The sequence below is a fragment of the Agathobacter rectalis ATCC 33656 genome, assembly GCF_000020605.1.
Lineage (GTDB): Bacteria > Bacillota > Clostridia > Lachnospirales > Lachnospiraceae > Roseburia > Roseburia rectalis.
In genome coordinates, this window is sequence record NC_012781.1 from 2,094,962 (window position 1) to 2,108,275 (window position 13,314).

General features: G+C 42.3%; 11 protein-coding genes. All 11 read right to left on the minus strand.

What is annotated here, in order from left to right; all coding sequences use genetic code 11:
• Positions 1 to 68: 68 nt before the first annotated feature.
• Complete coding sequence (locus EUBREC_RS10125) at positions 69 to 1,676, minus strand: MBL fold metallo-hydrolase RNA specificity domain-containing protein (protein WP_012743078.1); 1,608 nt, start codon at positions 1,674 to 1,676, stop codon at positions 69 to 71.
• 46 nt (positions 1,677 to 1,722) lie between these two features.
• The gene (sigE, locus tag EUBREC_RS10130; RefSeq protein WP_012743079.1) at positions 1,723 to 2,457 is read right to left on the minus strand and encodes an RNA polymerase sporulation sigma factor SigE; all 735 of its coding nucleotides are present in this window, start codon (positions 2,455 to 2,457) and stop codon (positions 1,723 to 1,725) included.
• On the minus strand, positions 2,405 to 3,220 hold the full coding sequence (locus tag EUBREC_RS10135) for a sigma-E processing peptidase SpoIIGA (RefSeq protein WP_080515340.1): 816 nt from the start codon (positions 3,218 to 3,220) through the stop codon (positions 2,405 to 2,407). The genes sigE and EUBREC_RS10135 overlap by 53 nt, the downstream gene beginning before the upstream one ends.
• 113 nt (positions 3,221 to 3,333) lie before the next feature.
• Positions 3,334 to 4,590, minus strand: coding sequence for a cell division protein FtsZ (gene ftsZ, locus EUBREC_RS10140; RefSeq protein ID WP_012743081.1), 1,257 nt, complete (start codon positions 4,588 to 4,590; stop codon positions 3,334 to 3,336).
• A 140-nt stretch (positions 4,591 to 4,730) separates the two neighbouring features.
• Positions 4,731 to 5,477 (minus strand): cell division protein FtsQ/DivIB, encoded by a 747-nt coding sequence (locus EUBREC_RS10145; protein WP_012743082.1) that lies wholly within the window; start codon positions 5,475 to 5,477, stop codon positions 4,731 to 4,733.
• An 18-nt stretch (positions 5,478 to 5,495) separates the two neighbouring features.
• The gene (gene ftsW / locus EUBREC_RS10150; RefSeq protein ID WP_012743083.1) at positions 5,496 to 6,641 is read right to left on the minus strand and encodes a putative lipid II flippase FtsW; all 1,146 of its coding nucleotides are present in this window, start codon (positions 6,639 to 6,641) and stop codon (positions 5,496 to 5,498) included.
• Positions 6,642 to 6,646: 5 nt separating this feature from the next.
• The gene (gene murD / locus EUBREC_RS10155) at positions 6,647 to 8,008 is read right to left on the minus strand and encodes a UDP-N-acetylmuramoyl-L-alanine--D-glutamate ligase (protein ID WP_041254122.1); all 1,362 of its coding nucleotides are present in this window, start codon (positions 8,006 to 8,008) and stop codon (positions 6,647 to 6,649) included.
• Positions 8,009 to 8,138: 130 nt separating this feature from the next.
• Entirely contained in the window at positions 8,139 to 9,830 is a 1,692-nt protein-coding gene (locus EUBREC_RS10160) for a peptidoglycan D,D-transpeptidase FtsI family protein (RefSeq protein ID WP_041254124.1), read from the minus strand.
• A 59-nt stretch (positions 9,831 to 9,889) separates the two neighbouring features.
• The gene (locus tag EUBREC_RS10165; RefSeq protein ID WP_080515341.1) at positions 9,890 to 11,851 is read right to left on the minus strand and encodes a peptidoglycan D,D-transpeptidase FtsI family protein; all 1,962 of its coding nucleotides are present in this window, start codon (positions 11,849 to 11,851) and stop codon (positions 9,890 to 9,892) included.
• Between the two features lie 15 nt (positions 11,852 to 11,866).
• Positions 11,867 to 12,343 (minus strand): hypothetical protein, encoded by a 477-nt coding sequence (locus EUBREC_RS10170; RefSeq protein ID WP_012743087.1) that lies wholly within the window; start codon positions 12,341 to 12,343, stop codon positions 11,867 to 11,869.
• 24 nt (positions 12,344 to 12,367) lie between these two features.
• Positions 12,368 to 13,312, minus strand: coding sequence for a 16S rRNA (cytosine(1402)-N(4))-methyltransferase RsmH (gene rsmH, locus EUBREC_RS10175; RefSeq protein ID WP_012743088.1), 945 nt, complete (start codon positions 13,310 to 13,312; stop codon positions 12,368 to 12,370).
• Positions 13,313 to 13,314 lie beyond the last annotated feature (2 nt).

Here is a 13,314-nt window from a genome sequence, read left to right on the forward strand (position 1 = left end):
TGTGTCATACACTTATATGTATGCACAGAGCTTTTTACTTTATTACTTTAATATGCTGTGATTACATTCTATCTATCCCACTTATCACACAGCGCATTTATCTGGTCTGCAAACTTGCTCAAGTCCTTATTAGCCATACCCTGGCACTTCTGGATAACAGATACAAGCCTCTGGCCTGCTGCCACCAGACGGTCAAATATAGTCTTCTCTCTGCTTGCTATGCCATATGCAGCCTTTTTCTCCACAAGCTTGCGGGAACCATCTGCCACCTTCTGATTCGTGATAAGGTCATAGGCATCACCACTGTACGGTGCCACTGCATCATAGCCGAAGGTCTCATGCACGTGGTTTGCAAAGGACTCTGCTGTGGACTCTTCTCCATGGACTATAAATACATGCTCCGGCTTGTTTTTTATTGCGCCAAGCCACTCTGTAAGCTGATTTTTGTCTGCATGTCCACTGATACCCGGCAGATTTACTATGCTTGCCCTTACTTCTATTTCCTCACCAAAAAGTTTCACCTTTTTAGCACCGTTTAAAAGTGCATAGCCAAGCGTTCCCGGAACCTGATATCCTACAAACAAAACTGTTGAATCACTTCTCCAAAGATTATGCTTTAAGTGGTGTCTGATACGTCCGGCCTCACACATACCCGATGCTGAGATGATAACCTTTGGCTTCTTATCGAAATTAATCATCTTTGACTCATCCGATGATACTGCCACACGAAGTCCGGGGAACTTGATTGGATTGATTCCTGCCGAAATAAGCTCCATAGCCTCCTCATCAAAGCAGTCCGATATATTCTCATGAAATACATTTGTCGCCTCAACAGCAAGGGGGCTATCGATGTAAACTTCAAAATTCGGATGTTCCGGCAGCAGATTCTCAGTCTTTATACGCCTGATAAAGTAGAGCATCTCCTGTGTCCTGCCCACTGAAAATGCCGGGATTACCAGATTTCCGCCTCTTGTAAATGTCGCATTGATGACCTTTGAAAGCTCCACCGCGTAGTCAGGCGGCGTATCGTGCAGACGATTGCCATATGTAGATTCCATAACCACATAATCAGCACTGTCCACATACTGCGGATCCTTGATGAGTGGCCTGTTGTGATTTCCAATATCACCTGAAAAGACAATCTTTTTGGTCACATTCTCCTCAGTCACCCACATCTCAATAGATGATGAACCAAGTAGATGACCTGCATCCACAAATCTCACCTTAAGCCCCGGGCATATCTCATACACACTGTTGTAATCACACGGTGTAAAGTGCTGCATGACATTCTGTGCATCCTCCACATTGTACATAGGAGTCACTTCCGGTCTTCCGGCTCGTCTTGCCTTTCTGTTCTTCCACTCCGCCTCAAATTCCTGAATATGTGCAGAATCCTTTAGCATGATGTTACATAAATCTGTTGTCGCCTTTGTCGCAAAAATGGTGCCCCTGAAACCATGATTGTATATGAGTGGCAAAAGACCTGAGTGGTCAATGTGTGCGTGTGTGACAAACACATAGTCTATGAGTGAAGGATTGACCGGTATCTCCTGATTCACGTACAAATCAGCTCCCTGCTCCATTCCACAGTCAATAAGTATATGTGTGTCCCCAAATGTCAGATAGTGACAGCTTCCAGTAACCTCTCTGTCAGCACCGATAAATTCCAATACCATACTACCATCTCCTATTCTGTTTTATAATAAAAATATTATATCACACTTATGCCATTTTCTGTATTTCTTTCTTCAATCTTTCCATTATTTTTTTTTCGAGCCTTGATATGTATGACTGTGAAATTCCCAGAATATCTGCCACCTCCTTCTGCGTCAGCTCCTTATTCTCCACACGGTTTACTCCAAATCGAAGCTCTATTATCTGTCTTTCACGCTCGTTCAATGACAGCATGGCTTTTTTTAGCAGTGATATCTCAACCTCAGTCTCGAGATCCTTATATATGACATCCTCATCCGTCCCCAGTATATCTGATAAAAGCAGCTCATTTCCGTCCCAATCCGTGTTTAGCGGCTCGTCAAAGGATACCTCAAGCTTCACTCTGTTGTTGCGGCGCAGATACATAAGAATCTCATTTTCTATGCATCTGGATGCGTATGTGGCAAGCTTTATTTTCTTCTCAGGATTGAATGTGTTTATCCCCTTTATGAGACCGATTGTGCCAATTGATATAAGGTCCTCCACGCATACTCCCGTGTTTTCAAATTTTTTAGCCAGATACACCACAAGCCTTAGATTGTGCTCTATAAGCTGCTTTTTTGCCTGTTCCTTTGACATTGCCACATTTTTATCCACCAGTGCAATCAGACAGCACTTCTCCTCGTCTGTCTCAAGCGGAGGCGGCAGCACCTCCGTCCCTCCTATGTAAAACACCTCATTTGTGTGCGGCTTATTTCCCCAGAGTATTTTCCATACCCGTTTTATTACTAAAAACAGCTTCATTCAAAATCATATCATATGCATTGTTCTCAAATAAACTATCCGATGCTCTTCCCACCAGCACATTATGTAAAATCAGCTTACCATTTCCCTTCATGACTGTCATCTCATCAAATTCACACACTTTAATGCTCCCACCATCATTTCCCAAGCTCTTGTACGGCACATCAAAAAAGCCGGCATCTTCTCCTACAATATCAAACAATGCACTCCCGCCTATGTGCACCGGAATCTGCTGTGGCTGTTTTTTTAGCAGATTTCCCGTATCATACAAGGCTGTGGCACAAGCTCTTTTACCATCCTTTAAAAGTGTGACCCTATATAGTCTTCTGCTTTCATTACTTCGCTCGCAGAAGCACTTTAACACTATGTATGATATGACAAAACCAAAGCATATCATAACTGTCGCATCAGAGCTAAAAAAGCTGTCCAAAGCTGTCACTATGCCTCCGGTCAGCACTGTTACAAACATACATAGTGCAAAAAGTCTTAGAAACGGGATTTTTCTGCCAGCCTGTCTGCCGATTGCAAGCCTTGCCGCAAGCGGTACGACCACCAGAACAGAGGTCCATTTATAAAACGCATAGCTGCCTGCCAAAAGAAGCAGTACACATTCACATACCGATGCACCCACCGCAGAAGCAATCAGACGTACCACCTTCCCGGTCAATGGGATTTTTAGCATATATATGACAAATATAAGTATGAGACAGTTGGTGATAAATGTACGAAGAAGAAAAATATCGAGATAAAATGCATAGATAATTTTTCACCTCACTTTCACAGACAAGAATAGCGTAAAAGCAGGTTTTTAAGTGCCGTAATATGTCGACAATAAGCAAAAAAGACATGCAGCCCAAAAGCTGCATGTCCTATAAACTATCGTCTTGAATTCTTAAGGAAATCCGGAATATTAATCTCTACAGGCTTAACCGTGCTCTCAGGCTGGCGTGGCTTCTGGATACCTGTATATGCATGTGCAGGTGCTGTCTGCTGTGGCTGGGCAGCTGTATGAAGTCCGCTTGTTGCTGTTGTGTGAAGTCCTGCTGTGGCTGTGGATTGTGTTCCCATGCCTGAAACAGGTCTTGCAGCTGTCTGATTCGGATATACCATACGGTTTTGCATACCGCCTGCCATTCCTGCACCATGCGCTGCCTGCTTGCCCGGCATATCTATCTTCTCTGAAACATCCTCCAGTCCTGTAGCAATAACAGTGATAGAAGCCTGATCAGTCATGCTCTCATCAAACTTGGCACCAAAGATAATATTGGCATTCTCTCCTGCCAGATCCTGTACGTAGCTTGCTGCATCGTTTGCATCCATAAGAGAGATATCTCCTGAGATATTGATAATGACATGTGTTGCACCATTTATCTTTGTCTCAAGAAGAGGTGAAGCAACCGCAAGCTTAACAGCTTCGATAGCCTTATCATCCCCCTGTGCACTACCGATACCGATATGTGCCATACCCTTGTCCTTCATGACAGTCTGTACATCTGCGAAGTCAAGGTTGATAAGTGCAGGAAGATTAATAAGATCAGTGATTCCCTGAACTGCCTGCTGCAATACCTCATCTGCCTTCTTGAGTGCATCCGGCATTGTTGTACGACGGTCTACTATCTCGAGAAGCTTATCATTTGGAATGACAATAAGTGTATCAACGCTCTCCTTAAGTCTCTCTATTCCTGAAACAGCATTAATCATTCGCTGCTTTGCCTCAAATTTGAATGGCTTTGTAACAACACCAACTGTAAGTATGCCCTGATCCTTTGCTATCTTTGCAACAACAGGAGCTGCACCTGTACCGGTTCCGCCTCCCATACCACATGTGACGAATACCATATCAGCGCCCTTTACTGCTGCCTGAAGCTCCTCTGCGCTCTCCTCAGCGGCCTTCTGACCGATCTCAGGCTGCGCACCTGCGCCGAGTCCCTTTGTAAGCTTCTCTCCTATCTGTATAAGTGTAGGAGCCTTACAAAGCTGTAAAGCCTGCTTATCTGTATTGATACCGATAAACTCTACTCCACCAATATTCTCATCAATCATTCTGTTAACTGCATTGTTACCGGCTCCTCCGACTCCAATGACAATAATCTTTGCGCTGTTATCAGCCTCGTTAGTTCTTATCTCAAGCAAGGTGATTCCTCCTCTTTCTTTCCCAAAATTTAATTTTCTATATAAAAATATCGAATATTCTTAAACTCATTTATTCTATAATATAATTTTTCTCCAAAATAATCAACTATAAAATATGATTTTTTTTATTTAGTTTTACATTATTCTGACTTGTCAAACACAATATTTGTTGTTTCTTCCGTCCAGCTCTCTAAATGTAGTGTACCGGACTGTCCCTCAAGCGATGGCATGATAGCCTTAAGCCTCTCTATTTTACGTGTAAGCTTTGTAGTGTCACCAATTATCACACTCACATTACCATACTTGACTACCGGTGCATTTTGCGCACCATAATCCACAGAATCCGGCACAAGGTCCTGCCTTTTTAATCCCTGGGTAAGCTCAAGGATATCTTTTAGCATAGCCTGCTTAATAGGCAGCTTCTCATAAAGCACTACCTTGTCACAGCTTATGCCGTCTATACATGGCACACCCGGCACCGTGTCTGAGGATGTCTCCACCACAAAGCCATCCTTATCAAAATATGCATTCTCATTAATTCCCGGAATATATATGTATCCAAGCATTCCTTTTTCATAAACTGATATATGAAGAGTATGCGGACTATCCAGGCTTATGCTCATTGTATCAATAAACGGTATTTTTTTAGTATCCTTTATCTTATATTTCAGATAGACATACAGTGAGTTCCATGAGTACTTATCATTAAGTACCGCATCCTCTATAGTCTTTTGGTCGTAAAGCTCATTGCCCTCGACAACTACCTTTTTTACCGTAAACAGCTTAAGTGCAATGAGAAACAATATCGCAAGCACTGCTATCGTAATTAGCAGTCCCATAAAAAAATGCTTTAATCTCTTTTTATGTTTTCTTTTTTTCTTAATCATTATATTTCACGCCTTAATCTACACATTTTCAAGCCTGATGCCTCTTGACACAGACAAAACAAGCCCTATTTCCGCCATCAGGAATATGATTGACGTACCTCCATAGCTGATAAACGGCAGAATAACACCGGTATTTGGAAGTGAATTGGTAACTACCGCAATATTCAGTATCACCTGGATTGCAATATGACTCATCACACCAATCACTAAAAGTGAGCCATACAAATCCCTTGCATTGTTTGCAATGACCATCATACGCCATATAAGCAGTATAAAAAGTAAAATAAGGCAGATAGCGCCAAACAGTCCAAGCTCTTCACAAATAATTGTAAATATCATATCATTTTGTGACTCCGGCACATTGCCAAGCTTCTGTAAACTCTCTCCAAGTCCTTTTCCAAACAATCCGCCCGAGCCTATCGCATAAAGTCCCATCATAGTCTGGAATACTGCGTCTGTTCCCGCAGTCTCCGGATGCAGCCATGCCTCAATACGTGTACTTCTATAGCCTGCCAGCATGACAAACGCCACTGCAAACACAACTACCGCCACTGCCACAATAATAAACTGCAGATACTTTGGGCTTGCGACAAACAACATACAGACCGAAATGCCTATGATGATAACTGCCGTACTCAGATTGCTGATTGCAACAACTATTATGAGCGGAATAAGCATAGCAAGCACCTTTACCAGACTTAAAAATTTATCAAACTGCTTGGGTATCTTGTCTATAATCATAGCCATAAACAGTATGACCGCAATTTTAGCCACTTCTGAAGGCTGGAACTGTATTGGTCCTATGCCAATCCATCTCGATGAACCATGTGAGCTTGAGCCTATTTTCGGCACAAACACAAGCACACACAGTATAAGCGATGCTATATACGCAAAAAAGCCAAGCTTTTTCCAATATCTGTAGTCGACCTTTGCCAGAAATACCATAGGTATAAGTCCCAGTACAATATTTCGTATCTGAAGCTTAAGATAGTGCATGCTGTCATGATTTTTGATGGCCGATGTGTATGCACTCGAGCTATATAGCATAACAAGACCAAAGCAGAGCAGAAATATAACTATAAACAACAGGTTGTAGTCGAAATAAGGTATTCCTTTTTCTTTTTTTTCTTTATTCTTGCTACTTCTTCTACGCTTTCCTGCCAAAATATTTACTCCTTAAATCCTTTTACTATTTCCTTAAAGATACGTCCGCGCTCCTCATAGTTAGGAAACATGCCCCAGCTTGCACATGCAGGTGATAAGAGCACTGCATCACCTGAAACAGCATGCTCATAGCAATAATTTACTGCATCCTCAAACGTATCCTTCTTTACAGTATTCATGAATCCGTGTCTGTGTGCACACTCTTCGATTTTATCTGCAGTCTGACCGATAAGCACAAGCTCCTTTACTTTGCCGTCAAAGGCCTCTATCCACTCATCATACTCCGACTGCTTATCATATCCACCGCCAATGAGAAGTGTCGGTCTGTTCATGGCACGTATACCCTGAATGGCTGCATCAGGATTGGTGCCCTTTGAATCGTTGTAGAATCTGACTCCACGCTTTTCTGTCACGTACTCTATCCTGTGCTCAACTGCCTTAAATACCTTAAGCACCTCGACAATCTTATCCATCGGTACCCCAAAGCTTATAGACATGGCACACGCTGCCATTACATTCTCAAAATTATGCTTTCCAAGGAGATTCAGCTCGTTTACATCAATTACCTCATCGCGTACACCGTCGTGTGCGTATATGATGATATCTCCGTCCAGATAAAAGCCCTCTGAAAGCTCAGACTTACTGCTGAAAAATATAACCTTAGCAGGGCACTTTGCTGCAAAATCTCTAAGCACCTCGTCCTCGTAATTTAACACGCAGTAATCATCTGCTGTCTGATTTTTTGTGATATCCTCCTTTGCCCTGATGTAATTTTCCATAGTATGGTGTCGATTCAGGTGATCGGGTGTGATATTTAAAATTGCGCTTACATGTGGCTTAAAGGTATCTATTGTCTCGAGCTGGAAGCTTGATATCTCTGCAACCGTTACTGTCTCACCTGTGCTTCCTGTGACCATTGATGTATAAGGGATTCCGATATTTCCTACCACTCTCACATCCTTAAAGTAATTCTTCATTATCTCACCTGTCAGGGCTGTAGTGGTCGTCTTTCCGTTGGTTCCTGTGATAGCGATGATCTCACCTGCCCCAAATGTGTATGCAAGCTCTATCTCACCCCATATTTTAACGCCCCTGTCACGTAAGGAATTGACCATAGGAATGTCTGTTGGTACTCCCGGACTTAGCACAGCCACATCAAACTCATCAATCTGTTCATCTGTCAGGTCGCCTAAAATAAGCGGCACCTCCTTAAGCTTTGGTGCTTTCTCATAAAGTGTTTTTGAATCCAGTTCTTTATTTCCATCAAACAATACTGTATCGATGCCATTTGCGCACAAAAGCTCTGTCGCTGCAATGCCACTCTTTCCTGTTCCGACAACAAGTACCTTTTTTCCTTGTAAGCTCATTTTTATTCCTCCATCTTTTATTGCAGCCATCCGTATGGATATGTTTAACAAATCAAATTCTCTAAACGACTGCCTTAATCATTAAATTATAGTATACGTTATTTAGTTCTATTTCGCAAGAGCCCGTAAATCAGTTACACACTCCTATCTCCTGTGCATACGGTATGATTTCCCTAAATATTTCAGCTGCAACCGGTGCAGCGATTGTTCCGCCATAGTATGCACCGCCCTTTGGATTATTTATTTTCACAAGCACCATAAGTGCCGGATCATCCACCGGATAAAACCCAAGGAACGAGGCTATATATACATTGTCACTTCTCGGAAGTGTCTGCGATGTAGCAGTCTTTCCTCCTATCGCATAACCCTCAACCTTTGCATTTTTTCCTGAGCCCTCTGCTACCACGCCCTCCAAAAGCTTTCGCAGTGTATCAGAGGTCTCTTCACTGCATATACCTGACGTCTGTTCAAAGGACAGCACCTCTTTTACCGTGCCTTCGGTGCCATGAATCTCCTTACCTATATGAGGAGTAATTCTGTTACCACCATTTATAAGCGATGATACTGTTGTCATAAGCTCGATGGGTGTGAGCTGGAATGACTGTCCAAATGAAATTGTTGCAAGCTCCACCTGGCCTATCTTATCCGGCTGATGCATTATGGTGGCGGCCTCTCCCGGCAAATCAATACCTGTCTTATCAAGCAGACCAAACCTCATGAAATCAGCATAATACCTCTCACTGCCTATTCTAAGGCCTAAATCAATAAAGACCGGATTGCATGAATTCTGTATTCCCTGCACAAAGGTCTCACTTCCATGTCCTGTTCTCTTATGGCAGTGTATGCGTCTGTCCTCCACAGTAATATATCCCGGGCAGTAAAAGCGGTCATCAAGGCTCACCACATCCTCCTCCAGTGCGATTCCTGCCGTAATTATCTTGAATACTGAACCGGGCTCATATGTATCACTTACACATCCGTTTCTCCAGGCTTCATCATGGTTTTCACATGAAAAAGGATCATTCAAATTATATTCCGGGTAGTCGGTCATGGCATATATTTCTCCATTTTTAGGGTTTAAGGCAATTATACTCACACTGTCTGCCAGATTTTGTGCATATGCCATCATTGCATTTTTCTCACATACTCTTTGTATATTTATGTCGAGTGTAGTGACAAGTGTGTCTCCTTTTTGTGGAGCTTCTCTTCTCTCCTTGTAGCCCTTCACCTCCACACCTCTGCCATCACATACAGTGTATATCCGCCCGGGTGTGCCACGCAGAATTTCATCATATGTGGTCTCAAGCCCAACAACACCCTGACCATCTGCTCCTGCAAAGCCTATAACCTTTGAAAACAACTCATTAAGCGGATAGTACCTGACACTTGACTCGTCAACCTTTATCCCTGCCAAGCCATATGATAGTATTTTATCGCCTGTTTTTTTAGAGACATTATTCTTTATTTTTTCAATGGATGTAACCTTATCCACCTTACTGCGAATAGTCTTTTCGTCAATCGAAAGCTCACTGCTTAAAACAGAGATGACTGCTTCCTTGTCGGTTATCTGATTGTGTATAACGCTTATGTTATATGCAGTTTCATTTGTCGCTATTATCCTTTCATTTCTATCCACTATATCTCCGCGTATTCCTGCAATATCACGCTCTCTTTCCTGAAGCGCACTTGCCTTTTTACTGTAATAATCGCCTTTTACTATCATGAGATAAAACAGTCTGAAACACAAGGCGATAAGAACAGCTGTCAGTATACTGCAAAATACACATATTTTTCTTCTGTAGCGCGTATTGTTAAGTATCATAAACAAAAATGCCTCAATATTTTTACACTAATATATGCAAAAAATATTGAGGCTATTCTCTATTCGCCCTGCTCACCCTCCTGTGTGACCTTTTCTCCTGTCGGAGGATTTGCGCCTGTTATCGTAAGGTCAGCATTTACACCGGTCTGTTCCTCATCAGGGTATATATTCATATACGGAAGTACTTCCTTTAATATCTCTCTGGTCAGGTTCTGTGCATAATTACTGTGAGGCTGATCCTGTACATTCGGCTGGTCGATTACAGTGTAAATAACAAGCTGCGGATCCTGCGCAGGCACACAGCCTATAAATGATACAAGATAGCAGCCCCTCTTTCTAAGGTGCGTTGTCTCATCATACATCTGCGCTGTTCCTGTCTTGCCTCCCATCGAGTATCCGTCAACCTTTGCCACCTTACCGGTTCCGTTTGCAACTACGTTCTGCAGGTAGTTTTTAAGTGTCGCACTTGTATTCTCTGACACTGTCTTTTTTAGCAGTGTAGGCTCAATTGTCTTTACTGTATTGCCGTTGTCATCTGCGATTTTCTTTACTACGTGCGGCTGATAATAATTGCCGCCATTCACCAGTGAAGAAAATGCACTGACCATCTCTATCATGGTACAGTTATAGTTCTGTCCGAATACGTTTGTCGCTAAATCGACAGGCTTTATATTGTCGAGTGTATACATGAGCGTTGATGTATTTGCCTCACCCGGCAGATCAACACCTGTCTTTTGACCAAAGCCAAATACACTCTGATAATACAGAAAATTTTCTGCACCAATCTTATATGACATCTGCATGAGTGCATCATTACATGAATCCATGAGTGCCTTTTCAAGTGTCTCTATGCCATGTCCGCTACGGTTGACGCATGATACCTTTTCACCGCCAAACATCTCGTATCCATCACATAAAAATGTCATATCAGTAGTGAGCGTGCCTGTATCCAATCCACATGCCACAGTAAAAGGCTTCTGTACAGACCCCGGCTCATATGTATGTGTAACACAGAAGTTCTGCCACAGCTTATTTAGTGCATCCATCTCCTGAGTACTGTCCTTTTTAAATGCCGCAAGCTGTTCCTCGCTGTAATATGCACTCATATCCCTTGGATTGTTCAAATCAAAATTCGGATAATTCGCCATGGCCAGTATCTCACCATTTTTAGGATTTTCTATAACGACTGCAATATTTTCTGCGCCAAGTCCTTCTCTTGCATTATTTGCATAAGTATCGGAGAACAGCTTTATCTTGTTCTCAACAATCGACTGGATATTTGCGTCTATAGTTGTGTACAGTGTATTTCCGTTTTGTGCAGCAATTACTGTCTTCTGGAAATCATTGTCTGCATTCAGATAGCCGTACTCCCTGCCATTTACACCATTTAAAGTGTCATTGTAATAGTTTTCGAGCCCGGTTGTACCTACATTTCCGGCGGAGGTAAAACCGATAACTGAGCTTGCCAGTGTTTTAAACGGATAATTTCTCTGATACTCTGTCTCAAACCACACACCCTTGATGTTTGGGTTCTTCAGATTGCCCTTTTCGTCAGTTGCATCCTGCAGCTGTACAAATGGCTGAATTGCATCATATGACAGCTTTTTTAACAGTACAATATATTTGTTATCCTTGCTGTTATTTGCATAATCCTCAAGTGTTGCCCTGTCTAAATCCGGAAAGCACTGTGTCAGTGCATCTATCGTCGGAGTTATATACTCTTTCTTACTGGTCATAACCGAGCAATCAAGTACAACATTATAAACAGCCACACTCGTAGCAAGCACTGTGCCGTTTGAATCTACAATATTTCCTCTCTGAAACGGTATTGTTTTGCTGTCATATGACTGTAATGATAGTACCTTTTTAGTATATGCGTCTCCGCTTGTATATTCAATAAACATCAGCCTGCCAATGAGTCCAAGCATGGCTACAACTATTAACATAAACAACGCAAACAGCTTTGTTTTCATTTTGCGTCCGATTTTTCTTACCGGTCTTTTTCTTGTCCTGGCTGCCAATATGATTCCTCCAATTTATTCAGGGATATCACTGTACTGATCCATATAGTTGTTCTTATCAACTGAGTAATAAACTATCTGATCCTGTGAAGCATATTTCATACCAAGTCTGTTGATAGCTGCATCCTTGATTGCATTTAAATCGACAGATGTAGTAATCTGCTTGTATCTGGCATCATTATCAGCCTTCATATCATTTATTTGGCTCTCAAGTGCTGCAACCTCCTTCATCTGCTGTGTCACATTTGACCTTATCTGAATAAGTGAAACAGATACAAAGGCTGAAGCTGCCACACACGCTGTGAGAAAGGCTACAAATGCCCTGTTCATTGAGAGTGCTCTCTCCTGATTTCTTCTTGCAGATGTTCTTCTGTTTTTCTTTCTTCTTATTTCCTCAAGCTCTCTTGTCGATTTCTGTGGTCTTCTGACCGGTGCTGCCTCGTCAAGCTCTCTTACGGCATTCCCATTTATATAATAAGTAGTTTTATTCATTTAGCTGCTCCTTTTGCTGTCATTCTACAAATCATTCTTTTCAAACACACGAAGCTTTGCACTCTTCGAGCGTGAATTCTCTTCAAGTTCCTTTTCTGACGGAAGGATAGGTTTTCTTGTGATAACCGTTCCCTTCGATTTATTACCGCATACACATACCGGAAAACTCGGTGGACATGTACATGGATTTTCGTTTTTTTTGAAATTGGATTTTACTATTCTGTCCTCAAGCGAGTGGAATGTGATTATACATATCCTGCCGCCCGGATTAAGTAAATCTATCATGTCATCCAGGTTGTCCCTTAGCACATCAAGCTCATGATTCAGTTCAATTCTTATAGCCTGATATGTTCTCTTTGACGGGTGCCCACCGGTAGCTCTGACCTTTTGGGGTATCGCTGCCTTTATTATCTCGTTGAGCTCTCCTGTTGTCGTTATCTCTTGCTTTTGTCTTGCTGCTACAATGTGCTTTGCAATATTCTTTGCAAACTTGTCCTCACCGTAATCCCTGATGATACGGTACAGATCATTTTCGCTGTAGGTATTTACTATATCCCTTGCAGTAAGGGCATTCCTGTCATCCATACGCATATCAAGCGGTGCATCCTCACTCCTGTAGGTAAAGCCCCTCTTTGGTGTATCAAGCTGGAAGGATGACACTCCCAGATCCAGCATAATACCATCCACCTTTTCAATTCCGAGTGAATGAAGCACATTCTTCATATCAGAATAATTGCTTCTGACTATCGTTACCCTGTCTCCAAACTCCGCAAGTCTCTCTCCTGCCGCCTTTATGGCATCTGCATCCTGATCTATGCCTATCAGCCTGCCCTTGTCCGAAAGTCTCTTTGCTATCTCATATGAGTGCCCGGCTCCTCCGAGAGTACCATCCACATATATCCCGTCAGGACGGATGTTTAAATTTTCAATTGTCTCGTCCCTTAAGACTGAATAATGCTTAAATTCCATGT